Source organism: Actinomycetospora chiangmaiensis DSM 45062, assembly GCF_000379625.1.
Lineage (GTDB): Bacteria > Actinomycetota > Actinomycetes > Mycobacteriales > Pseudonocardiaceae > Actinomycetospora > Actinomycetospora chiangmaiensis.
The window spans coordinates 115,591-138,411 of the sequence record NZ_KB903229.1; the positions used below are offsets into that span (position 1 = coordinate 115,591).

Genomic DNA, 22,821 nt, shown 5'->3' on the forward strand with positions numbered 1-22,821 from the left:
GGAGGACCCCGACGCCGTCGACGGCTCAGACGATCCGCGGACCCAGGGCCGCCTTCACGGCCCGGCTCGCGCGGAACGCGCCGAGGACCTCGACCGAGGCGATGGTGGCCACCGCCAGGTCGGGTGTGACGTCCTCGGCGAGGCTCGCCAGCCCCAGCACCCGGATGTGGATCTGCTCGCCCCGGTCCTGCAGGGCCTGTAGATCGGCACGGGTGAAGTGCTGGGTGCCGAGCACCAACGTGCGGCGGGCCACCGTGCGGTCGAGGGCCGGGCCGTTCGCGCTCAGCTGGTTGCGGATCGCGGTACGGATGAAGTCGGTGCGGGTCGTGTAGAAGCCCTCCTGCACGAGGAGGTCGATGTGCCCGAGATCCACCAACCCGAGGTTGACGGTGATCTTCTCGGTCTTGTCCTCTCCCACGACCCACCCTTCGTCATCCGCATGCCATCCACTCGGATGGTGCACGGCTGGCGAGACGTTGGCAAGCGACGGCGACGATGTGGTGTTCCTGCCACGGGATGACAGCAACGACGCGCTGCTGTCAGCCGGGCGGGGGTCAGCGGCCGCCGATGACCTTCCCGCCGAAGCGCACGAGCGCGGCCGGGTAGAAGCGCGGCACGAGGCGCACGAAGAGGTCGACCAGCTTCGCGTCGTTACCGACCAGCACGCGGGGCTTCCCGCTCTCGACGCCGTCGACGATGATCGTCGCGGCCTGGTCGGCCGGCATCTTCAGCAGCTTCTCGTTGTAGGCCTTCACGCGGGCCTCGTCGGCCGCGGTGGTCTGCCCGGCGGCGGAGCCCCGCTCGAACGCGGCGGTCGCGATGTTGGTCTTCACCCCGCCCGGGTGGACCACGGTCACGGCGACCGGCTTGCCCGCCGCGAGCATCTCCGTGCGCAGCGTCTCGGTGAACCCGCGGACGCCGAACTTCGCCGTGCAGTAGGCCGACATCCCGGGCTGCGCCATGATCCCGTTCAGCGACGACACGTTGATCACGTGCCCGTCGCCCGAGCGCACGATCGCGGGCAGGAACGCCTTGGTCCCGTTGATGACGCCGAACAGGTTGATGCCGAGCACGTGGTCGTACTCCGACCACTCGCCGTCGAGCACGGTGCCGGAGGAGGCGACGCCCGCGTTGTTGTAGACCTGGTGCACCACGCCGTAGTGCTCCTCGACGGCTGCGGCGTAGGCGAGGACGGCCTCGCGGTCGGCGACGTCGAGCCGTGCCGTGTGCACCTCGGCGCCCAGGGCCTTGGCGAGGTCGGCGGTCTCGGTCAGGCCGGTCTCGTTGACGTCGGAGATCGCGAGCCGTGCGCCCCGGCGGGCGAGTTCGAGCGCGAGCCGGCGCCCGATCCCCGATCCGGCCCCGGTCACGACGGTGACCTTGTCCCGCACGCTGCTCATGGGTGGTGTGCCTCCTCGCGTCGTTCGGTACGTCTCCGTACCGCCAGTGTCGACGGTACGTCAGCGTACCGCTCGGGCGCAAGACGGTCCGTGCTGAAGGAACGGGACCCTCCAGCGGCACGAACAGGTCGTTCGTTCCGGGGGGCTCGCCGACCAGAATGATCAACAGTCCCGCAGCGGGCTCAGCACCCGCCCGTCAGCCCGCTGGAGGACTGTCGATCACCAGCGTGGCGACACGCCACGACGATGTGGATTCCCTGCCACTGGATGACAGCAACGACGCTCCGCTGCCACCAGAGGTCAGGGCCGCTCCTGACCGCGGGGCGGGGTGGCGGTCGGGTCGAAGTCGACGTCGATGGTCTGGAACGACTTCAACCGCTCGGCCGCGGCGTAGGAGGCGAAGGCGCGCTCGTCGGCCGGGGTGGTGTCGGTGTCGTCCGGGAACGCGGAGAGCAGGCTGCGCGGGGACAGCCCGAGCACGCGCACGGTGTTCACCTCCGCGCAGAACAGGGCGACGACGGCGCTGAGGTAGATCCAGGCGAGCAGCCCCAGCACGATGCCGAAGACGCCGTAACTCGCGTTCATCCCGCTCAGTTGGTACTGCACGAGGTAGGCCCCGAGCGTCTGCAGGAGGTACCAGGCGACGGCGGCGACGATCGCCCCCGGCAGCACCTGACGCGTCGTGAGCGGCCGTGGGGTGAGCAGGCGGAACGCGAGGACCACGAGCAGGGCGTTGACGGCGATCCCGGCCAGGGTCAGCAGCACCTGCGCGAGGCCCGCGAGCGGGGAGGGCAGCCGGGGGAGCAGCGCGCCCAGGGCGGTGAGTCCGGCGGCGGTGCCGATCGCCAGCGCGAGGACGACGACGGCGAGCGCCCCCCGCGCGTACGCCGTGGGCAGGGCCGGCCGCTCGGCCTTGGGCACCACCCACATCCGCGCGAACGCGTTCTGCACGGCCACCGTCACGCCGAGGCCGCCGTAGATGCTGACGACGATCCCGACGACGAGCGCCTCCACGCTGCCCTGCAGGGACCGGACGTTCTCGCCGATCTGGTCCCCGACGACGGGGAAGTTGCGCAGCGCCGAGGTCAGGAGCGCCTGCTGCAGCGCGGGGTCGCCCTGCAGCACGAAGCCGAGCACCGTGAGGGCGAGCAGCAACAGCGGGAACAGCGACAGGAAGCCGTAGTAGGTGATGAGCGCGGCGAGGTAGGTCGCCTCGTCGTCGATGAACTTCCACAGCACCGCGATGGGCAGCCCGGCCCAGCGATGGCGCCGCTGGTACTCGTCCAGCCTCCCGACGACGCCCACGTTGCCTCCCGATCAGCCCAGCAGCTCGTCCCGCCGCGCACGGAAGCGCTCGACGTTGCGCAGCTTGACCTCCTCGTACCCGCGGACGTCCTCGGCCAGCCCCGCGATCTCCAGCACCCGCTCGACCGGGAGGCCGGGCAGCCGCTCCACGCCCGCGCGCACCGCCTGCTGGTACTCCCCGACGAGGGCCCGCTCCACCGCGCGCACGTGCGCCAGTCCGAAGACGTCGAGCGGGGTGTGGCGCAGCCGCCGGGCGGCGCGCAGCCCGCGGAACGCGACCTCGGCGCTCCGACCGCGCAGCCGGATCTTGCGCTGCATCCCGAGGGCGCGCAGCAGCGGCGGGTGCAGCATCACCGAGACGTCGGCGTCCACGCCGTACTCGGCCTCGCGGCGGGCGACCTCGACAGGGTCCAGGTGCAGCCGCGCGACCTCGTACTCGTCCTTGTAGGCCATCAGTCGGTGCAGGCCGCGGGCGTAGGCGGCGCCGACGCGCGACCCGTCGTCGGGACCCACCGCCTCCGCCGCGAGCGCGGTGACCCGCCGGACCTCCTCGGCGTAGCGCGCGGCGTAGGCCGCGTCCTGGTAGCCGGTGAGGTCGGCGATCCGCGTCGCGAGCACGTCCTCGAGGCCCTCGACGGACGCGGCCAGGGCGGCGGCCGCGGGGTCCACCGTCACGACGGCGGGTGCGGCCGGGATCGCGGCCGCGAGGACCGCCGCGTGGTCGATCGCGGCGGCCCGGCCCCACCGGAACGCCGCGAGCGAGGTGTCCACGGCCGCGCCGTTGAGCCGGATCGCCGCCTCGATCGCCTCCGCCGACACCGGGACCACACCGTGCTGCCACGCGGCCCCGAGCAGCAGCACGTTGGTGGGCAGGTGGTCGCCGAACAACGCCTCGGCCAGGCGCTGCGCGTCGACGTGGTGCACCTCGGCGGTGACCGCGGCGAGCTTGTCCAGGGCGTCGTCGGGGGAGCCGGGGAGCACGACCCGCCCGGTGACCATGGCCGCCGTCGGCGTGAGCGAGGTGTTGACGACGGCGACGGTGTGCCCCGGCCGCGCGACCCCGAGCGTGGCGGCGTCGGCCGCCCCGAGCAGGTCGAACCCGACGATCACGTCCGCGCTGCCCCGGGACGCGCGCAGCGCACCGGCGACCGGGTGCTTCGCGATGCGGACGTCGGAGACGACCGGCCCGCCCTTCTGCGCGAGCCCGACCTGCTCCAGTCCGGCGGCGAACGACCCGTCGAGGTGGGCGGCCATCTGCAGGATCTGCGAGACGGTGACGACGCCCGTGCCGCCGATGCCCGGCATCCGCAGCAGCACCTCGTCGTCGAGCACCCGTTCGACGGGCTCGACGAGCCGGACCGGCAGCTCGGGGACGGCGCGCGGCGCGCGGGTGCCGGGCTCGACGAGCAGGAACGACGGGCAGTCGCCCTTCAGGCAGGAGTAGTCGGAGTTGCACGACGCCTGGTGGATGCGGGTCTTGCGGCCGAACTCGGTCTCCACCGGCAGCACCGACAGGCACGTGGACACGTCGCCGCAGTCCCCGCAGCCCTCGCACACCCGCTCGTTGATCACGACCCGCTCGGTCGCGGCCGGTAGCTCCCCGCGCTTGCGCAGGCGCCGCTCCTCGGTGGCGCACCGGTCGTCGTGGATCAGCACGGTGACGCCCTCGACCGCGGCCAGCTCCTTCTCGACGGCGGCGAACTCGTCGCGGTGGCGCACGGTCGCGATCGGGTCGAGGTCGCCGCGGCGGTACGTCCCCGGCTCGTCGGTGGTGACGACGATGCGGCGCACGCCCTCGATCGCGAGCTCGCGGGTGATGGCGGGGACGTCGAGGCGGCCCTCGGCGCGTTGCCCGCCGGTCATCGCGACGGCGTCGTTGTAGAGCAGCTTGTAGGTCATCGACACCCCGGCGGCGACGGCCGCGCGAATGGCGAGCGAGCCGGAGTGGTGGAAGGTGCCGTCGCCGAGGTTCTGCACGAGGTGGCGGTCGTCGGTGAACGGGGCGAGCCCGATCCACTGCGCGCCCTCGCCGCCCATCTGCGTCATGCCGACCTGGTGGCCGCGGTGCGCGGGGTCGAGCGCCACCATCGCGTGGCAGCCGATCCCGACGCCGACCAGGGTGTCGTCGTCGGTGCGGGTCGAGGTGTTGTGCGGGCAGCCGGAGCAGAAGTACGGCGTGCGCGACGGGGTGTCGGCGGTGGTCAGCGGGATGCGGGACGGCCGAGGCGGACGCAGGGCGTCGAGGTGCGCGCGGGCGGTGGCCGGCAGCTCCGCGCCGACGGCGCTGAGCCGGGCGGCGATCGCGGTCGCGACGTCCTCGGCGGCGAGCTGGGCACGGGCGGAGAGCAGCGGCCGGTTCCGGTCGTCGAACCGGCCGACCACGCGCGGGGCGGGCACGGTGCCGTACAGCGCCTGCCGGACGTGGCCCTCGAGGAACGGGACCTTGTCCTCGACGACCAGCACCTCGTCGAGGTCGGACGTCATCGCCGCGAGCGCCTCGTGGTCGACCGGGAACGGCATCGCGAGCCGGACCAGCCGCACGCCGAGCGCGTCCAGCTCCGGCTCGCCCAGCCCGAGGTCGTCGAGCGCGCGCAGCACCGTCGCGTAGCTCGTCCCCGACGCGACGATCCCGAGCCGCGCTCGCTGCGCGGTGAACGCGACGCGGTTGAGCCCGGTCTCCCGCGCGTAGGCCTTCGCGAGGTCGAGGCGCCGGGTGAGGATGTCGAACTCGGCGTCGAGCGCGGTCGGTCCGACCAGCGCCGACGGCGCCGGACGCATTCCCGACGGCGGGTGCGGGATGCCGAGCACATCGGGCGCGAGGGCGCCGAGGTCGACGGTCGCAGAGGCGTCGGCGACGTCCGCGATGACCTTGAGCCCGGTCCACAGCCCGCTCGCGCGCGACAGCGCGACGGCGTGCAGCCCGAGCTCGACCACCTCGGCGACCGAACCGGGCGCGAGCAGCGGCAGCGACAGGCTTGCGGCCATCGGCTCGCACGAGCTCGGCACCGTCGAGGACTTGCTCGCCGGGTCGTCGCCGATGATCGCGACCGCGCCGCCCCGGGTGGCGGTGCCCACGAGCTGCCCGTGGCGGATCGCGTCGGCCGCCCGGTCCAGCCCCGGGTTCTTGCCGTACCAGAAGCCGATCACGCCCTCGTGCCGTCGCCCGGGGACGCGGTCGAGCAGCTGGGTGCCGGCCACCGCGGTCGCGGCGAGCTCCTCGTTGACGCCCGGGGTGAAGACCACGCCCAGCGGGTCGAGGTGACGGCGGGCCCGGACGATCTCGGCGTCGAACCCGCCCAGCGGCGAGCCCTGGTAGCCGGACACGAACACCCCCGTGTCGAACCCGCGGGCCGTGTCCAGCCGCCGCTGGTCGAGCAGCAGCCGGACCAGGGCCTGGATGCCGGTCATCAACGCCCGCCCGCCGGTGGCGGTGTAGCGGTCGTCGAGGGAGACGGTCGTGTCGGGGGAGCCCATGGCCACTCCTGGCGCGCGTCGACGTGGTGGTGGAGACCACATGGCAGCCGACCGGACCCCGTGGCGCAACCTTCGCCGACCCGCCGTCGGGAAGGACGCAAAGAACCGGGGGCCGCGCCGCTCGGCGCGTCAGTTCGTTGCGCCGAGGAACTCCTCCACGACGGCGTTGAACCGCTCCGGGTTCTCGAGGAACGGGAAGTGCGAGCGGGCCTCGTCGGCGGAGAACACGTGCAGCCGGGCGTCCGGGATCTGGTCGGCGATGTACTCCTGCGAGGACGGGGCGACGTGGCTGCCGTCGCAGCCGAGGACCAGCGTGGGGACGTCGACCCGCGGGAGCACGTCGCGCCAGTCCTGCGCGCAGTGGTCGAAGAGCAGCGGGACCCCGGCGTACGCGGGTGTCGCGCGGATCTCCTGCCGGACGAACTCCCACACGTCGGGCTCCGGCTCGCCGGAGAACATGCTGCGCACGAAGTCCTCGAGCGCCGCCTCGCCCTTCTCCCCGGCGAGCTCCCCGCCGAGCGCGACGAGCCCGGCGACGTCGAAGATCGCTCCGCACTGGGTCTGCTCGGTCCGACTCATCCAGGGCACGGCGGCGACGGCGGCCGGCTGGTCGACGGCCACGAAGCGGCGGACCCGGCCGGACCCGCGCTGGTCGAGGTAGCTCCAGCAGACCGACACCCCCATCGACCAGCCGAGCAGGTCGACCTCGTCGACCCCGAGGTGGTCGAGGAACTCGTGGAGGTCCTGGGCGAGGCGGGCGATCCGGTACCCGTGGTGCGGCTTGTCGGACTCGCCGTGACCGCGGAGATCGATGGTGACGACCCGGCGGTCGAGACCGTCGAGCTGGTGGCGGAACATCGCCTGGGTCTGGCCCCAGCCGTGGAGCATGACCAGGGGGACGCCCGTGCCGCCGCTGTCCCGGTAGGTGAGGGCGACGCCGTCGTCGGTGGTGAAGGTCGGCATGGCGACGAGGGTGCTCCCGACGTGACCTGCACCACGACCGACCGATGTCGGAGGTCGCCCCCGTCGCCGTCCTCGTTCTGTCGAGTCCCGCCGGGTTCAGCTCCGCTGCTCGAGCAGTTCGAGGGCCCGCAGGCCCTGGTGCAGCACGAGCCGGGCCGACCCGTCGTCGAGATCGGCGCCGGTGATCTCCGCGATCTGTCGCAGCCGGTAGTACAGCGAGGTCCGGTGCAGGTGGAGCCGCTCCGCGGTACGCGGCACGGAGCCCGCGAGGTCGAGGAAGACCTCCAAGGTCGTCCGCAGTCGCGGGCCGGACTCGTGCTCGACGAGCCGGCGCAGGCCCTCGGGGACGAGGTCGGGCCCGAGCGCGCTGTCGGGGAGCCGGAGCAGCACCGCGTGGTCGGCCACGTCCTCGATGCGGGCCGTCCCGCCGTGCCGGGCGAGCGACCACGCCCCGCGGACGGCGAGGGCGGCCTCGGCGGCCGACCGCTCGGCGGCGAGGAGGCCCGGGACGTCCCCGCCGACGCCGGCCCGGACCTCGTTCGTGGGGCCGACCGCGGACCGCACCGCCGCCACGAGCCGCCGGGCGACGGCCGCGACGGCCTCGCGGTCGTCGGGCCGCGGCCCGACCTCCACGAGTCGGACCCGGCCGGCGGCCACCACGGAGAGGCCGGGACGGAGACCACGGCGCAGGTGCGCGGTGGCGGCGCTGCGCAGCGCGCGGGTGAGTTCCCCCGCGCGCACCGCGGCCCGCGCCTCGACGACGGTGACCACCGCGTGCGGTGCGTCGGGCAGCCCGCCGGCGACGAGCGCGCGGTGCGCCTCCGCGCGCTCCTCCGGCCGGCCGTCGAGCAGGGCGGCGGCGTGTCGTTCCACGGCGGCGGACGTGCGGGCCGCCTCGAGCTCGCGTTCGGCCAGGCAGGTCCCGATGATCTCGGCGACCGCGCGCAGCCGCCCGAGCTCGTCGGGGGTGAGGGTGTCGTCGGCGTCGATGACCAGCAGCAGCCCGAGGAGCCGCGCCCCCTGACGGATCGGGACGCACACCCGGCGTCGCAACCCGAGCCCGTCGTCGGGCGGGACGACGCCGGGCTCCGTCCAGCGCGCGACGCCGAGCCCGAGCACGTAGGCCGCGACGGCGGCGCCGGGGTCGCGCTGCAGCACCGCACGGACGCGCACCGGGTCCTCGTCGGCGAAGTGGCGCGTGACGTGGAGGAGGTGCATCCCCGGGTCGTTGACGACGATCGAGCGCCCCAGCTCGTCGGCGAGCTCGTCGACGAGGCGCTGCACCTCGTCCACCGCTCCCACGTGCGCCGTCATCTCCCACCTCCTCGCCCGCAGGGATGTTCCTACAGAACGAGGAGGGCGCGGAGCACGGTCACGTCAGTGGTCGGTCGTCCGCCGGGTGCGGGAAGGGCACCGTCCGGATCGACGAGGGGAGGTCGACGATGCCCGATCTGCGGGGCCGGGTGGCCGTGGTGTTCGGAGCGGGCTCCAGCGGCGCGGCCCTGAGCAACGGCAGGGCGGCGGCCCTGGCGTACGCCGCGGCCGGCGCCGCCGTCGTCGCGGTGGACCGGGACGCCGAGCAGGCCGCGTTGACCGCGCGCCTCGTCGGCGAGCAGGGCGGCCGGGCGCTCGACGTGCGCGCCGACGTCACCGTGGAGGACGACGTCGTCGCCGCCCTCGACGCGGCCGCCGCGCTCGGGAGCGTGTCGATCCTGCACAACAACGTCGGGGTCGCGACGCCGAGCGGCCTCGCCGACCTCAGCCGGAGCGCGTGGGACGCCGCGCTCGCGGTCAACGTCAGCGGCGTGTTCCTCACCTGCAAGCACGCCGTGCCGCGGATGGTCGCCGCGGGCGGCGGCGCGGTGGTCAACGTGTCCTCGGTGGCCGCCATCCGCCACCCCGGCTACGACTACCCGGGCTACATGGCGGCGAAGGCCGCCGTCGACCAGCTGACCGTCTCGGTCGCGCTCACCTACGCCGCGCAGGGCATCCGGGCCAACGCCGTGCTGCCCGGCCTCATCGACACCCCGCTCGTCGGCGACCAGCTCGCCGACGAGGCCGCCGCCCGGGCCCGCCGCAGCCCGACCGGCCGGTGCGGGACACCGTGGGACGTCGCGAACGCCGCCGTCTTCCTCGCCTCCGACGACGCCGCGTACGTCAACGGGGTGTGCCTGCCCGTGGACGGCGGGCTCACCGCGCGTTGCTGAGCCCCGGCGTCAGCGCGTCGTCCGCCTTCACCGCGCCGCGCTGACCCATCGGCTTCGACGGGCCCGTCGTGGTGTCGGCGGCGGTCTGGTACTCCGACTCCGAGTTGACCTCGGCGCCGAGCAGCACGATGTAGCTGGTCAGGTACAGCCAGAGCATGAGGACGATGACACCGGCGAGCGCGCCGTAGGTCTTGTTGTAGCTGCCGAAGTTGTTGACGTAGACGCTGAACAGCACGCTGGCGATGACCCAGACGACGGTCGCGAAGATCGACCCTGGGGTGACCCACCGGAAGCGCGGGGCGTCGCGGTCGGGCGCCACGCGGTACAGCACGGCCAGCGCGACCAGCATGAACAGCACGAGCAGCACCCAGCGCACGACCTGTCCGACGAACTGTCCCACCGGCCCGAGCGAGTCGAGCACGATCGGCGCGACGGCCACGAGGGCGATCGCGACGATCACGAAGACCACGGCACCGAGGGTCAGCAGCAGGGCGATCACCCGCAGCTTGACCGCGCCACGGGATTCGGTCTCGTCGTAGGCGATGTTGATCGCCGCCATGAGGTTCTGGGTCCCGCTCGAGGCGCTGAACAGGGCCGCGAGGGTCGCGATGATCAGACCCGTCGTCAGGCCGCCGGGGTTCGCGGTGACCACCGACTGCAGCTGGTCGGCGACGAGCGGCCGAGCGCTGTCCGGGAGGGCCGACGTCACGCTCTCCAGGGTCTGCGCCGCCTGCGCAGGGTCGGCGACCAGCCCGTAGAGCGACACCAGGGCGATCAGTGCCGGGAAGATCGCGAGGAACCCGAAGAACGCGACGCCACCCGCCAGCATGCTGACGTTGTCCTTGCCGCTCTCGGCGAACGCACGCTGCAGGATCTGCCACCAGCCGCGCGGCGGGATCTCCGTCGGCTTCTCCGCGTTCCCGCCGGGCGGGCCGGAGGTGTTCCGCGGGGGCACCGGACGGTCGGTCGACGGGTGCGGGTGGCGCACGCCCTGGGCGACGCTGCGGGCGACCAGTCCCGCGGCGAGCATCCTGGCTGGGTTCATTCCTGCTGGTACCCGACCGGCGGTCCGGGTCACCGTCGTCGTCGGGAACTCTCCGCCGCGTCGTCGAGGGTGACCCCGACGTGCGCGTCCAGCCACTGCGCCAGGGGGTCCATCCGCCGCCATGCCGCGGCGACCCGGTCGGCGAGCTCCGGGGTGTGCAGCTCGTCGGAGGGCTCCCAGGACGTGGACGCGTAGAGCGCCTTGTGCCGCAGCAGGTCGATCCGCGGGTGGTCCGGGTCGGTGCCCCGCGGCCGGGTCCTCAGGCGCTCCCCGCCGAGGGCGAACCCGTCGTCGTGCAGCGCGGCGACGATCCGTTCGAGTTCCGGGCCGTGCCGCTCGTCGTCGACCGCGGCCCGGTACCGCGCGACCTGCCCCGGGACCATGGCGTAGTAGCCAGCGGCCACCATGATGCCGTCCGCCGAGAGCTGCACGTAGTGCGCTCCGGCGGTGGCCCCGCACTGCGTCTTGTACGGGATCTTCTCCTTGGAGAACCGCACGTCCCGGTACGGCCGGAAGATGCGGCCCTCGCCGAACTCGGGCTCGAGGGCCAGGAGCAGGGCCTGCATCGGCGCCCGCACGTGGTCGTCGTACAGGTGTTTGTTGTCCTGCCAGTAGGCCTTCGAGTTGTCGGCCTCGAGGCCCTCGTAGAAGTCGACCGCCGCGTCGCCGAACCCCGTGAACACGGTCGACGACGCTAGTACGGCGGGCGACCCGGCGGCTGACTCGACGACTGACCTCAGCGGCTGCGGCGCCCGGCGCCGGCCGAGGCCGACGACGAGGTCGCCGACGCCTGACCGCTGCGGCCGTTGCCTCCGCGGGTGCCACGACGACGACCGCCGGCCGCGGCCTGCCCGCCGGCGTTCTGGCCGGTGGCCTGCGGGGCGCCACCGCGGCCGCCCCGGCGGCGCGGCCGGCCGGAGCGGGACGACGAGCCCGACGACGGGCGGGACTCCTGCGGGGCCGACTCGACCGCCGGCATCTCCGCGGGCGGCGCGGGCTCGCCCACGAGGTCACGGATCTCGCGCGACCCGGGCGTGACCTGGGCGGTGCGCGGCTTGATGCCGGCCTGGCGGGTCAGCTTCGCGACGTCCGAGCGCTGGTCGGGGGCTGCGAGCGTCACGACGTCCCCGGCCGAGCCGGCGCGCGCGGTGCGCCCGGAGCGGTGCAGGTAGGCCTTGTGCTCGGCGGGCGGGTCGACGTGCACCACGAGGGCGACGTCGTCGACGTGGATGCCGCGGGCGGCGATGTCGGTGGCCACGAGGACCCGGACCTCGCCGTCGCGGAACCAGCCGAGGTTCCGGTCACGGGCGTTCTGCGCGAGGTTCCCGTGCAGCTCGGCGGCCGGGATGCCGGACGCGGCGAGCTTGCGGGAGAGCTTGCGGGCGGCGTGCTTGGTGCGCGTGAACAGCATCGTGCGGCCGAGACCGCCGGCGAGCTCCTGCACGATCTGCGCGCGATCGGCCGCCTGCACCGTGAACACGTGGTGGGTCATGTCCGGCACGGGCTCCGCGGCGCGGTCGACGCTGTGCGTGACCGGGGACCGCAGGAACTCCCTGACGACCTTGTCGACCTCGCCGTCGAGCGTGGCCGAGAACAGCAGCCGCTGCGAGGTCGTCGGGGTACGGCGCAGCAGGCGGCGGACGGCCGGGAGGAACCCGAGGTCGGACATGTGGTCGGCCTCGTCGAGCACCGTGACCTCGACGCGGTCGAGGTCGAGGATGCCCTGGCCGATGAGGTCCTCGAGGCGGCCGGGGCAGGCGATGAGGAGGTCGACGCCGCGGCGCAGCGCGTTCTCCTGCGGCCGCTGCCCGACCCCGCCGTAGACGACGGTCTGCTCGAGCCCGAGCGCCTCGGAGAGCGGGGCGAGTGCGTCGCGGACCTGGCTCGCGAGCTCGCGGGTCGGCAGCAGGATCAGGGCACGCGGCCGGTTGGGCCGCGTCGGGGCGTCGCAGCGGGCGAGCTTCGCCAGCACGGGGAGTCCGAAGGCGAGGGTCTTGCCCGATCCGGTGCGCCCGCGGCCGAGGACGTCGCGTCCGGCCAGGGCGTCGGGGATCGCGGCGGCCTGGATCGGGGTGGGCTCGGTGATGCCGCGGGGGGCGAGGAGCTCGGCGATCGAGGGCGAGATGCCCAGGCCGGTGAACGTGGTGATGTCAGAGATGAGGAGCACCTAGCGTCGGGGTGGGTCCGCCCGGGCGGTGCTCGCGCGTCGCGAGGGCCAGGCGGCGTGCGCGTCACACATCAGGGGGTGTCGCGCTCGGATCCAGTGTCTCATGGAGATCGTCCGGGGTGCTTCCGAACGTGATCCTCGTCCTCGGCAGCCCCCCCCGACGGGGGTCCGGACGACGGGACCACCGGTGGCGTCCTCCCGATGCTTCCTGACGACGGGTCGCGCGGCCTACGCTCGCGCGATGGCCGTGTACGAGTTCCGGTGCCGGGAGTGCGGGTCGACCTTCGAGGTCAACCGGCCGATGCAGCAGGCGGGCGACCCCGCGGACTGCCCGGGCGGGCACCGCGACACCGTCAAGCTGCTCTCCACCGTGGCGCTCGGCGGGAAGGCGCGCACCGCGCAGCGGCCCGCCATGGCGCCGAGCGGCGGCGGCGGTGGAGGGTGCTGCGGGGGCGGCTGCTGCGGCTGACCGGCTGCCGCGGTTGACCGGCTGCCCGCTGGCTCGGCGGCGGGAAGTCCGAGTGGTCGACCGAGTCGTCATGACCCGGTCGATCGTGTCCTCCCACGACCGGGGTGCCCGGCGCCGCTGGAACGGCACGGGGACCCGATGGCACCGCGGCCGGTCCGCGGCAGGTCGAGGTGGTCCGGGGGCTCCGACCGGTCCGATGCGCGGCGGAGCCCCCGGACGACCGGTCAGCCCGCGGAGACCCCACCGCCGGCGCCGACCGATCCCGCACTGATGCCGCCGGAGCCGGAGACCGGGGGCACCGTCGGAATCGCGGGGAGGCCCGGCACGGCGGGCAGACCCGGGGTCGACGGCAGGCTCGGCACCGACGGCAGGCTCGGCACCGACGGCAGAGACGGGGCCGACGGCAGGCTCGGCACCGACGGCAGGCTCGGCGCCGACGGCAGGCCCGGCACCGTCGGCTTGGGCAGCGAGGGCAGGCCGGGCAGCGTCGGCTTCGGCACCGTCGGCAGGCCGGGCAGCGTCGGCTTCGGCACCGTCGGCAGGCCGGGCAGCGTCGGCAGGCCCGGCACCGTCGGCAGGCCCGGCAGCGACGGCAGGCCCGGGAGCGACGGCAGGCCGGGGGTGGTGATCCCCCCGCCGACGGACGCCGACCCGCTCACGCCCGCCGAGCCCGACGGCGGCGTCGGCGTCGGATCGGTCAGCCCGAGTGCGCTCAGCAGGTCGGACACCACCGGGATGCCGTGGGTCGTCGTGCCCGCCGGCGGGATGACCTGGTCGGCCATCGCCACCGGTGCGCTCCACAGCGCCGCACCCGCCACCATCGCCGCCAGAACGGCCCGCGTCCTCGTCCTCATCGTGTCCCCCGATCACTTCGAAGCCCGGCCCGGCCGCTGTCGCGATCGAGCGAGGAGGAGAAAACGCTGCGTCGATTCGGGCCACAAGGAATGTCGACACGCCACACCTGATGGTGTGGTTCGTGACGGCTGGGCTTCCTGTGGCTACCCCGTGTAGCGAACAGTGCCCGTCATGAAGTGGCCGGTCCGGGTGCAGCCGCGGCGATACTGTGGCGGTCATGGACGGCGGGCACTCGGCGGCGGTCGACGACTACGTCAAGGCCGTCTACAAGCTCGTCGAGTCCGAGGGCACGGCGACCACGTCGCGGCTCGCGCTGCGTCTGGGGCTGTCGGCGTCGTCGGTGTCGGGCATGGCCCGCAAGCTCGCCGACCTGGGCCTCGTCGAGCACCGTCCGTACGCCGGGATCACGCTCACCGAGGCGGGGCGTCGTCACGCTCTGTCGATGCTGCGCCGGCACCGGTTGATCGAGACGTTCCTCGTGCAGGAGCTCGGCTACGGCTGGGACGAGGTGCAGGACGAGGCGGAGGTCCTGGAGCACTACGTCTCCGACACCTTCCTCGCCCGCATCGACGGCAAGCTCGGTCACCCGCGGGTCGACCCGCACGGTGACCCCATCCCGGACGTCGAGGGCCGGACGGTCGAGCAGGAGGCCTGCCTGCTGTCGCTGCTCGAGACCGGGTCGACCGGGCGCCTCGTCCGGGTCGACGAGGAGGACCCCGCCGTCCTGCGTCACCTGAAGGAGCGGGGGTTCGGGCTCGGCACCGAGGTGTTCATGCGCGGCCGGCACCCCTTCGGCGGCTCGTTCATCGTGTCCCGCGGCAGCGACGCCGACGAGCACCTGCTCGGCCCGGAACTGGCGGCCGCGATGTGGGTGGAGGTGCACTGAGGCCCGCGGGTGGGAAGAGAAGCCACGGAATCGTCCACGATCGACCGAGGAGGACCCGTGGCGCCGCAGCCGCCGGACCCGTACAGCTTCCTGCCCGAGGTGGCCACCTTCGAGGTGACCTCCACCGACGTCACCGACGGTCAGCCGGTGCCGAACTCCCTGGTCAGCGGCATCATGGGTGCCGGCGGCGAGGACGTGTCGCCGCAGCTCGAGTGGTCCGGGTTCCCCGAGGGCACCAAGAGCTTCGCGGTGACCTGCTACGACCCGGACGCCCCGACGGCCAGCGGGTTCTGGCACTGGGCGGTCACGAACATCCCGGTCACGACGACCTCGCTGCCGACCGACGCCGGCAACCCGGACAAGGGCCTGCTGCCCGAGGGTGCGGTCACGCTGGCGAACGACGCCGGGGCGCACCGCTTCATCGGCGCCGCCCCGCCCGAGGGCCACGGGCCGCACCGCTACTTCTTCGTGGTCCACGCCGTCGACGTGGAGGACCTCGGGGTGGGTGAGGACGGGAGCCCCGCGTTCCTGGGCTTCAACCTGTTCTTCCACACCATCGGCCGCGCCACGATCACGCCGACCTACGAGGTGTCCTAGCGAACCCGTGAGTACTCATCCGTGTCCAGGCACGGATGAGTACTCACGGGACGGACGTCACCTCTCGAGCAGTTCCTCGAGGAACGCCTCGAGGTCCAGCGGCCGACCAGCGACGTCCTCGAGACGCGGCGCGGGACGAATCTCCGCGGTGGCCTCCTCGACGGCCTGGCAGACCACCGCGAGCTCCTCGGCGCCGAGCACCCGGAAGCCGCGGGTGACCCCGTTGTAGGGGCGCCGCCACTCGAGGGCGGTCAGCTCGGTGTCCTCGATCTCCCACATCACGACGCGATTGCCCATCCAGGGCACCGAAGTCGTCGGCATCGTCCCTCACCACCTGATCCCGTGCTGGTACGCGTGTCCGGCCGCAGCACTGGGGCGACCACGCGAGGATGCCTGTCGGTCACCCGCCGCACACGGGGGAGTGGTCTGTGTGACAGGCGACGGCGGTCACCCCCCGGCGTGGAGCCGGCGGTGCAGCTCGCGGACCTCCGCGTCCAGTCCGGGAGCCGGACCCTCGACGACGACGCCCGGCGCCACGGCGGCCACCGGCAGCGCCGCCACCGGGCCGGGCGCGGCGCCGAACTCCGCGAGCCAGCCCGTCAGCTGCTCCGAGGAGCTCGCGTACACGATCCGGCCGAGCCCGACCCAGGCGTGCGCCGCCGAGCACATCGGGCAGTGCTCGCCCGAGGTGTAGACGGTGGCGCCCGGCCGGTCGGCGGGCGGCAACGACGCCGCGGCCCACCGGGCGAGCGCGAACTCCGGGTGCAGCGTCGCGTCCGACCCGGTGTTCACCCGGTTCCTGTCCTCGGCCAGGGCCGTTCCGTCGGGGCCGACGAGCACCGACCCGAACGGCTCGTCGCCGGCCTCCAGAGCCTCGCGGGCCAGCTCGACACAGCGGCGGAGGTGGACCAGGTCGGCGTCGCGCACGCCCGGGGAAGCTACAGCCGCTCCAGGCGCAGCGGCAGGTGGTCGGCCGGCGTCGGACCCGTCGTGAGGCCGATCGGCATGACGTAGCCGTCGGGGACCGACCAGCGGAAGCGCCGCAGCATCGCGTGCATGATCGCCTTGACCTCCATGCCGCCGAAGTGCAGGCCGATGCACTTGTGGACGCCGCCGCCGAAGGGCATCCAGGCGAAGCGGTGCGACTTGTCCTCGGCGCGCTCGGGGGCGAACCGGTCGGGGTCGAACTCGTCGGGTCGGCTCCACCAGGGTTCCAGGCGCTGCGAGGCGTGGATGCCGAGCGACATCAGCGTGCCGGCGGGGATGTGGAAGCCCTGGAGCTCGGCGTCGCGGACCGTGATCCGGGCGAGCTGACCGACCGGGGCGTACATCCGCAGCGTCTCGCGCATCGCGAGGTCGAGGGAGACCAGCGAGTCGAGCTCGGCGCCCGTCAGGTCGTCGGAGTCCAGCGCGAACGACTCCTCGCGCAGCTTCTCCTGCCACTCGGGGTTCTTCGCGAGCAGGTAGCTCATCATCGACAGCGTGATCGTCGACGTGTCGTGCGCCGCCATGAGCAGGAAGATCATGTGGTTGACGATGTCGTCGTCGGAGAACGTCTCGCCCTCGTCGCTGCGCGCATGGCAGAGCACGCTGAACATGTCCCGGCCGTCGCCGGCCCGCTTGGCGGGGATCTGGGCGGCGAAGTAGGCCTCGAGCAGCTTCCGGCCGTCGAGCCCGCGCTTCCACGAGCCGCCCGGGACCGGTGCGCGGATCACCGCGACGCCCGCGTGCACGGTGTCGACGAAGGCCCGGTTGACGCGGTCGGCCCGCGGTCCGAGCTCGTCGCCGACGAACACCTCGGTCCCGATGTCGAGGGTCATCTGCTTGATGCGGTCGTAGATGCGGATGCCGTCGCCGGTGGTCCAGTCGTCGAGGCTGCGCCGGATGCGCGGGTTCATCACCTCGAGGTACTCGGCGAGCCGGTCGCGGGTGAACGCCTCCTGCAGGATGCGCCGGTGGGTGCGGTGCTCCTCGAAGTCGAGCAGCATCACGCCGCGCCGGAAGAACGGGCCGATGAAGAAGCCCCAGCCGTCGGCGTTGCCGAAGAACTTGTCCTTGTTGACGAGCACCTGGCCCAGCGCGTCCGGGCCCAGCACCGACACCATGCGCCGGCCGAACGCCCCGGTCCACGACACCGGCCCGTACTGCTCGTAGCGCTGCCGACCGAACCCCAGCATGTCCGCGGCGAACTCCAGCGACCGCCCGACGACGGGCGTGCCGTAGTCGCCGGGAACCGGCTCCAGGCCGCTGCCGGGCGGCGGCACGGCGAGCGGGGCCGCGGCCGACGGCACCCGGCTCAGTGCTGTGGCCAGGCCGGTCTGGATGCGGTGCGTCAGCGGTGCCGTCATCGGTCCTCCGGGAAGTCGGCGGCGGCGACCACGAGGCGGGCGCAGCGCGTGACGAGGTGGTCGGCGTCGACGGCGAGCCGGCCGTCGAGCCAGAAACCGACGGCGTCGACGATGCCGGCGGTGAGCAGCACCGTCGTGACGTCGAGGTCGGCGGACGACAGGTGCGGCCGCGCCGCGACGATCAGGCGGGCGAGGAAGGCGGCGAACGCGGCCACCGTGTCCTGCCGGCGGGCGGCGAGGACGGGGTGCCCGACCGCCTCCCGGTAGAGCCGGGCCGACCGCGGGTCGTGGGCGAGCAGCGTGACGGTGGCGCGGACCGCGGCGCGCGCCCGGGCCTCGAGGTCGGCCGCCGGCACGGCCGCGGCGGCCTGCTCGGCCAGGCGCAGCGCGGTGTCCGACGTGGCCTCGAACAGCGCCGCGAGCAGGTCGTCCCGCCGGGCGAACGACTCGTAGAAGTAGCGCTCGGTCAGCCCGGCCGCCCGGCAGACCGCGGTCATCGTGAAGTCGGCGACCCCGCGCTCGCCCACCACGTCCAGGGCGGCGTCGAGCAGCCGCGCGCGACGCTCGGCCACGCGCTCCGTGGCGCTCGCGCCCTGGAAGGTGCGGGTGGGCATGCGGCCATCTTGACAGGGCGCCCTGTCAGAAAGGAAGGCTCAGCCCTCCTCCTGACCGATCACGTGCATCGCGGCCTCCTCGGCGGTCGCGCCCGCGCCGTCGACGCCCACGTCGTCGGCGTAGCCCTCGTCGCCCTCGTCGCGCAGCACCAGCCGGCCGGACCGGGCGTCGCCGACCTCGTCGTCGTAGAGCTCGCCCGCCGTGTCCCGGGAGTCGCCGAGGCCGTCGGCGCCGAGGTCGTCGGGGTCCTCGGCGATCTCGCGGCGCAGCCGGTCGTCGAGCGGCTCCCCGTCCTCCTCCTCGCGCTGCGTGACGCCCCACGCGTCGACGCCGCGCGTGCGCTCGTTCGGGATCCACCCGGCGTCGAGCGGGTCCTCCGGGTCGCGCTCCGGGGCGTGGCCGTCGAGCAGGTCGGCCTCGTCGAGCTGCTCGAAGGAGGTGTCGTCGACGGAGTCGCGGTCGTCGGCGGGGAGTTCGTCAGGGCTCTCGGGCAGCTCGGTGCCGGTCATGGTCAGGTCTCCCTCGTGTGGTCGGGGTGTCGCGTCACTGTCTACCGCCGCACCCACGGCGAACTACGGAAGGGCAGGGCGCGGTCGCCCGACCAGGGCGCGGTCGGCGCCTCGACGAGCCCGGCGAAGCGCAGCAGCACGCCGTCGTAGTTCACCCGCCAGCCGGCGAAGTCCCGCCACGCCTGCTCGACGTCGGGTCGCAGCGGCGCACCTGCCGCCGCGAGCTCCGCCCTGGCCGCGTCGAACTCGGCGCGGGTCACGGAGATCGGATCGGTGGGGGACGGGTCGGGATCGTGCGGGATCGCGAAGAAGTCCCCGACCCGTCGCAGGGTCAGGTAGCCCGACCGGAGGCACAGCTCGGCCGCGGGGCGCCGACCGAGGTCCAGGGTCGAGGACACGAGCGCGGCGGCGTCCATCACCGCACCGGCGGCGGTCACCCACGAGCGCTCCGGCTGGGGCGATCGGAAGTAGACCAGCGAGGGCGTCGAGCAGTGCGTCTCCTCGACGTCGGCGAACCAGTGGGACCACTGGTCCCAGAAGGGTCCGAGGCTCTCGAACCCGTGGATGCGGGCGAGCCGCACGAGCAGGTCGACCGCCGACGGTGGGGTCCCGGCGAGGCTCTCGAGGCCCGTCACCATGAGCTCGCGCCGGGAGTAGGACGCGTAGATCGACGGCAGGTACGAGACCAGCAGGGCCACGAGGCCGAGGCCGAGGAACGCCTCGAGGAACGCCAGCGCCGCGGGCCCGACCCCCGACGGTTCCCGGAAGCCCAGGGTCAGCAGCGAGGAGCCGCTCTCCAGGAAGGCGTCGGCGGGGTTCTCGCCCACGGCCGTGAAGAGGAGCCCGAACCCGACGAGCACCAGGGCGAGCCACACCAGCGGCAACGTCAGCAGGCTCATCGGGGCGTACAGCGCGAGGAGCTGTTCGCCGCGGCGCCGCGGCACGATCCGCCGGGTCCCGCGCAGCACCGAGCCCGCGGCGACGAAGACCCAGCGGGTGATGAGCAGGGGGGTCGCCCGGGGCACCGCGAGCGTCTGCGCGGCGGACAGGACCGTCGCGACCACGATCACCGCGCCGAGCGCCCCGAGAATGACCAGCAGCACCGCGTGCACCGGATGATGGTGCCGATCGTCGTGGTTCTGCTCCACACGGGGCACGATGGGTCCCTCGGTCGAGAGGAGCCGACATGGCGATCACGCGCGGTTTCAGCGGGCGGCGCAGGCAGGCGGAGCGCGACCCGCGGCTGCCACCGGGCCAGTACGACGTCGGGAAGTCCTGGCCGGTGCTCACCGCGGAGCCCACCGGCCGGGTCGACGCCGAGCGGTGGACGCTGACGATCGACGGGCTCGTCGCGAACCCGACGTCGTGGTCGCTGAAGGAGCTCAAGGCCCTCGCGGCCCGGAAGAACGACGGGACGGACACCTACCGCGGCGACATCCACTGCGTGACGACCTGGTCGAAGCTCGACACGTCGTTCACCGGGATCAGCCTGGACACCCTGCTCGAGGTGGCGCAGCCGCTGCCCGGGGCGCGGTTCGTCGTCGAGGAGTCGACGACGCGGTACCGCACCAACCTCCCGCTCGACGACGTCACCGGCGGGAAGGCCTGGGTCGTGTGGGAGCACGAGGGCAGGCCCCTGACGCGCGAGCACGGCGGGCCGGTGCGGATGCTCGTGCCGCACCTGTACTTCTGGAAGTCCGCGAAGTGGATCTCGAAGATCACGCTGCTCGACCACGACGAGCCCGGCTTCTGGGAGATCAACGGCTACCACCACCGCGGCGACCCGTGGCAGGAGCAGCGCTTCGATGGCGACTGATCCGACCCCCCGTCGCTCCGCCCGCCCCGAGGAGGACCGGAAGCTCGCGGCCACCTGGCGCGACGCGAAGGTCGTCTCCGTCGACCACCACGGCGAGCTCGGCGTGATCCTGCGCCTCGACGTGCCCGACCGCGTCGTCCACCGCCCCGGCCAGCACTACGTCCTGCGGCTGCGCGCCGAGGACGGTTACACGGCGAGCCGCTCGTACTCGGCGGTCTCGGCGCCCTCCGACGACCTCGTCGAGCTGTACGTGGAGAAGGTTCCCGACGGGGAGGTGTCCGGCTTCCTCGCCGAGGTCGTCGAGCCCGGGGACGTGCTCGAGTGCCGCGGTCCGATCGGGCGCTGGTTCGCCTGGGACGGCCGGTCGCCCGCCCTCGGGATCGGTGGTGGCAGCGGGGTGGCGCCGCTGGTGTCGATGCTGCGGCACGCCCGCGACGTCGGGCACCCCGAGCTGCTGCACCTGGCGGTCTCGGCGTGGACCGCCGAGCACCTGCCCTATCGCGAGGAGCTGGAGGCGTCCGGCGCCCTCATCGCGTACTCCCGGCAGAAGGGCGGCTCCCGGCTCGATGCGGCGGTGATCGCCGCGGTCGCCGACCCGGGCGCCACCGCGTTCGTGTGCGGCTCGGCACGATTCACCCTGGCGATGGAGTCGCACCTCCTGTCCGCCGGGCAGCCGGAGTCCAGCATCCGGATCGAGCGGTTCGGACCGACGGGAGAAGGTGACGGGGATGGCTGACCTCGAGGTGGACGTCGTGGTGATCGGCGCGGGCCCGGTGGGGGAGAACGTCGCCGACCGCGCGCACCAGCAGGGGCTGAGCGCCGCGATCGTCGAGGCGGGCCTGGTCGGGGGCGAGTGCTCGTACTACGCGTGCATCCCGTCGAAGGCGCTGCTGCGCCCGGTCGACCTGCGGGCCGCGGTGGCGCGCATGCCCGGTCTCGACGTGGGCCCGGTGGACCCGGCGAAGGTCTTCGCGCGGCGCGACCAGTTCGCGAACCCGGACGACTCCGGCCAGGCCGACTGGCTCGACGGCGCCGGCATCACGCTGCTGCGCGGCCGCGGCCGGATCACCGGTGAGCGGGCGGTCGCGGTGGACCACGGGGACGGGACGACGACGGACGTCGCCGCCCGCTACGTCGTCGTCGCGACCGGCTCGGTGCCCACGTACCCGCCGATCGACGGGATCGATGAGGTCGACGCGTGGACCAACCGCGAGGTCACGCAGGCTTCGCGCGTGCCGGACTCACTGCTGATCCTCGGCGGTGGGGTGGTCGGGGTGGAGATGGCGACCGCCTACCAGCGGCTGGGCAGCCGCGTGACGCTCGTGCAGCACGGCGAGCGGCTGGTCCCCTCCGTCGAGCCCGAGGCGTCCCGGCGGCTGCAGGCCTCGCTGGAGCGTGACGGCGTGGACGTGCGGCTCGGCGTCTCGATGACGGCCGTGAAGCGCGACGGCAGTGAGGTCGTGGCCTCGCTCGACGACGGGTCCGAGCTGCGCGGGGCGGAACTGCTCGTCGCGGCGGGTCGGAAGCCCGCGACGTCGGACCTCGGGCTGGACACGGTGGGCCTGGAGCCCGGCAAGCCGCTCGACGCCGACGACACGACGACGGTGCAGGGCGACTGGCTGTACGCCGTCGGGGACGCCTCGACCGGCGCGAAGCTCACGCACATGGGCAAGTACCAGGCCCGCAGCTGCGCCGACGTGCTCGTGGCCCGCTCGAAGGGCGCCGAGGTGGGCGGCCGGTACACGAAGACCTCGACGACGGCCGAGCAGACCGCCGTCCCGCAGGTCATCTTCACCGACCCGCAGCTCGCGGCGGTCGGGCACACGTCGGAGAGCGCGGAACGGGCCGGGCTGCCCGTCCGCGCCGTGAGCTACGAGATCGGGAACACCGCCGGCGGGTCCTTGCAGGCCGACGGCTACGACGGGTTCGCGACGATCGTGGTCGACACCGACCGCGAGGTGATCGTCGGCGCGACCTTCGTCGGGCAGGACGTCGCCGACATGGTGCACGGGGCGACCATCGCGATCGTCGGGGAGGTGCCGCTCGCCCGCCTGTGGCACGCGGTCCCGTCGTTCCCGACGATGTCCGAGGTCTGGCTGCGCCTGCTGGAGACGTACGGGATGTGACCCCGTCAGGTGAGCACTCAATGGGGTTATAGGCCCTCT

The 22,821-nt window shown here is 73.6% G+C and carries 23 protein-coding genes; 7 read left to right on the forward strand and 16 right to left on the reverse strand.

What is annotated here, in order from left to right; all coding sequences use genetic code 11:
- Nucleotides 1-25: 25 nt before the first annotated feature.
- The 6 genes from A3CO_RS0113940 to A3CO_RS0113965 all read right to left on the reverse strand — a co-directional run bounded on the left by A3CO_RS0113940 (nucleotide 26) and on the right by A3CO_RS0113965 (nucleotide 8,456).
- Nucleotides 26-418, reverse strand: a complete 393-nt coding sequence (locus A3CO_RS0113940; RefSeq protein WP_018332862.1) for a hypothetical protein — start codon at nucleotides 416-418, stop codon at nucleotides 26-28.
- Nucleotides 419-554: 136 nt separating this feature from the next.
- Nucleotides 555-1,400 carry an SDR family NAD(P)-dependent oxidoreductase gene (locus A3CO_RS0113945; protein ID WP_018332863.1) on the reverse strand — a complete coding sequence of 282 codons (846 nt, stop codon included), beginning with the start codon at nucleotides 1,398-1,400 and terminating at the stop codon, nucleotides 555-557.
- Between the two features lie 300 nt (nucleotides 1,401-1,700).
- Nucleotides 1,701-2,705 (reverse strand): YihY/virulence factor BrkB family protein, encoded by a 1,005-nt coding sequence (locus A3CO_RS32150; protein ID WP_018332864.1) that lies wholly within the window; start codon nucleotides 2,703-2,705, stop codon nucleotides 1,701-1,703.
- A gap of 12 nt (nucleotides 2,706-2,717) precedes the next feature.
- The gene (locus A3CO_RS0113955) at nucleotides 2,718-6,179 is read right to left on the reverse strand and encodes an indolepyruvate ferredoxin oxidoreductase family protein (RefSeq protein ID WP_018332865.1); all 3,462 of its coding nucleotides are present in this window, start codon (nucleotides 6,177-6,179) and stop codon (nucleotides 2,718-2,720) included.
- Between the two features lie 129 nt (nucleotides 6,180-6,308).
- Nucleotides 6,309-7,142: an alpha/beta fold hydrolase gene (locus A3CO_RS0113960; RefSeq protein WP_018332866.1), complete on the reverse strand. Its 834-nt coding sequence runs from the start codon at nucleotides 7,140-7,142 to the stop codon at nucleotides 6,309-6,311.
- Between the two features lie 96 nt (nucleotides 7,143-7,238).
- The gene (locus tag A3CO_RS0113965; protein ID WP_018332867.1) at nucleotides 7,239-8,456 is read right to left on the reverse strand and encodes a PucR family transcriptional regulator; all 1,218 of its coding nucleotides are present in this window, start codon (nucleotides 8,454-8,456) and stop codon (nucleotides 7,239-7,241) included.
- Between the two features lie 128 nt (nucleotides 8,457-8,584).
- On the opposite strand from A3CO_RS0113965, the gene A3CO_RS0113975 reads away from it, so the two are divergent.
- The gene (locus tag A3CO_RS0113975; protein ID WP_026204604.1) at nucleotides 8,585-9,349 is read left to right on the forward strand and encodes an SDR family NAD(P)-dependent oxidoreductase; all 765 of its coding nucleotides are present in this window, start codon (nucleotides 8,585-8,587) and stop codon (nucleotides 9,347-9,349) included.
- On the opposite strand, the gene A3CO_RS0113980 is transcribed toward A3CO_RS0113975, so the two are convergent.
- From A3CO_RS0113980 to A3CO_RS32155, 3 genes are read right to left on the reverse strand one after another with little or no spacing between them, the layout of a single operon-like run.
- Nucleotides 9,333-10,394: a YihY/virulence factor BrkB family protein gene (locus A3CO_RS0113980; RefSeq protein WP_245561503.1), complete on the reverse strand. Its 1,062-nt coding sequence runs from the start codon at nucleotides 10,392-10,394 to the stop codon at nucleotides 9,333-9,335. The genes A3CO_RS0113975 and A3CO_RS0113980 overlap by 17 nt on opposite strands.
- A 29-nt stretch (nucleotides 10,395-10,423) precedes the next feature.
- Nucleotides 10,424-11,077 (reverse strand): DUF2461 domain-containing protein, encoded by a 654-nt coding sequence (locus tag A3CO_RS0113985; RefSeq protein ID WP_018332870.1) that lies wholly within the window; start codon nucleotides 11,075-11,077, stop codon nucleotides 10,424-10,426.
- Between the two features lie 53 nt (nucleotides 11,078-11,130).
- On the reverse strand, nucleotides 11,131-12,561 hold the full coding sequence (locus A3CO_RS32155; protein WP_018332871.1) for a DEAD/DEAH box helicase: 1,431 nt from the start codon (nucleotides 12,559-12,561) through the stop codon (nucleotides 11,131-11,133).
- Nucleotides 12,562-12,802: 241 nt separating this feature from the next.
- Here A3CO_RS32155 and A3CO_RS0113995 point away from each other — a divergent pair, with 241 nt between their 5' ends.
- Entirely contained in the window at nucleotides 12,803-13,030 is a 228-nt protein-coding gene (locus tag A3CO_RS0113995; protein WP_018332872.1) for an FmdB family zinc ribbon protein, read from the forward strand.
- 224 nt (nucleotides 13,031-13,254) lie between these two features.
- Here the strand turns inward: A3CO_RS0113995 and A3CO_RS39515 are convergent, their stop codons facing one another.
- The gene (locus A3CO_RS39515; protein WP_245561504.1) at nucleotides 13,255-13,884 is read right to left on the reverse strand and encodes a hypothetical protein; all 630 of its coding nucleotides are present in this window, start codon (nucleotides 13,882-13,884) and stop codon (nucleotides 13,255-13,257) included.
- A gap of 218 nt (nucleotides 13,885-14,102) precedes the next feature.
- On the opposite strand from A3CO_RS39515, the gene A3CO_RS0114005 reads away from it, so the two are divergent.
- Together A3CO_RS0114005 and A3CO_RS0114010 are read left to right on the forward strand one after the other, a co-directional pair.
- On the forward strand, nucleotides 14,103-14,771 hold the full coding sequence (locus A3CO_RS0114005; RefSeq protein WP_018332874.1) for a metal-dependent transcriptional regulator: 669 nt from the start codon (nucleotides 14,103-14,105) through the stop codon (nucleotides 14,769-14,771).
- Between the two features lie 57 nt (nucleotides 14,772-14,828).
- Nucleotides 14,829-15,368 carry a YbhB/YbcL family Raf kinase inhibitor-like protein gene (locus A3CO_RS0114010; protein WP_018332875.1) on the forward strand — a complete coding sequence of 180 codons (540 nt, stop codon included), beginning with the start codon at nucleotides 14,829-14,831 and terminating at the stop codon, nucleotides 15,366-15,368.
- Nucleotides 15,369-15,425: 57 nt separating this feature from the next.
- Here A3CO_RS0114010 and A3CO_RS0114015 read toward each other — a convergent pair whose 3' ends face one another.
- The 6 genes from A3CO_RS0114015 to A3CO_RS0114040 form a co-directional block, all read right to left on the reverse strand.
- Entirely contained in the window at nucleotides 15,426-15,665 is a 240-nt protein-coding gene (locus tag A3CO_RS0114015; protein ID WP_018332876.1) for a hypothetical protein, read from the reverse strand.
- Nucleotides 15,666-15,815: 150 nt separating this feature from the next.
- The gene (locus A3CO_RS0114020; protein WP_018332877.1) at nucleotides 15,816-16,295 is read right to left on the reverse strand and encodes a nucleoside deaminase; all 480 of its coding nucleotides are present in this window, start codon (nucleotides 16,293-16,295) and stop codon (nucleotides 15,816-15,818) included.
- 11 nt (nucleotides 16,296-16,306) lie between these two features.
- Entirely contained in the window at nucleotides 16,307-17,716 is a 1,410-nt protein-coding gene (locus tag A3CO_RS0114025) for a cytochrome P450 (protein WP_018332878.1), read from the reverse strand.
- On the reverse strand, nucleotides 17,713-18,330 hold the full coding sequence (locus tag A3CO_RS0114030) for a TetR/AcrR family transcriptional regulator (RefSeq protein ID WP_018332879.1): 618 nt from the start codon (nucleotides 18,328-18,330) through the stop codon (nucleotides 17,713-17,715). The genes A3CO_RS0114025 and A3CO_RS0114030 overlap by 4 nt, the downstream gene beginning before the upstream one ends.
- 39 nt (nucleotides 18,331-18,369) lie before the next feature.
- Nucleotides 18,370-18,840, reverse strand: coding sequence for a DUF5709 domain-containing protein (locus A3CO_RS32165; protein WP_018332880.1), 471 nt, complete (start codon nucleotides 18,838-18,840; stop codon nucleotides 18,370-18,372).
- Between the two features lie 41 nt (nucleotides 18,841-18,881).
- A complete protein-coding gene (locus A3CO_RS0114040) occupies nucleotides 18,882-19,988 on the reverse strand; it encodes a hypothetical protein (RefSeq protein WP_018332881.1) in 1,107 nt (368 codons plus the stop codon).
- A 38-nt stretch (nucleotides 19,989-20,026) separates the two neighbouring features.
- Here A3CO_RS0114040 and A3CO_RS0114045 point away from each other — a divergent pair, with 38 nt between their 5' ends.
- From A3CO_RS0114045 to A3CO_RS0114055, 3 genes are read left to right on the forward strand one after another with little or no spacing between them, the layout of a single operon-like run.
- Nucleotides 20,027-20,656: a sulfite oxidase-like oxidoreductase gene (locus A3CO_RS0114045; protein WP_018332882.1), complete on the forward strand. Its 630-nt coding sequence runs from the start codon at nucleotides 20,027-20,029 to the stop codon at nucleotides 20,654-20,656.
- Nucleotides 20,646-21,392, forward strand: a complete 747-nt coding sequence (locus tag A3CO_RS0114050) for an FAD-binding oxidoreductase (RefSeq protein WP_018332883.1) — start codon at nucleotides 20,646-20,648, stop codon at nucleotides 21,390-21,392. Before A3CO_RS0114045 ends, A3CO_RS0114050 begins: the two co-directional genes overlap by 11 nt.
- Nucleotides 21,385-22,782 carry a dihydrolipoyl dehydrogenase family protein gene (locus A3CO_RS0114055; protein ID WP_018332884.1) on the forward strand — a complete coding sequence of 466 codons (1,398 nt, stop codon included), beginning with the start codon at nucleotides 21,385-21,387 and terminating at the stop codon, nucleotides 22,780-22,782. Before A3CO_RS0114050 ends, A3CO_RS0114055 begins: the two co-directional genes overlap by 8 nt.
- The last annotated feature ends 39 nt before the right edge of the window (nucleotides 22,783-22,821 follow it).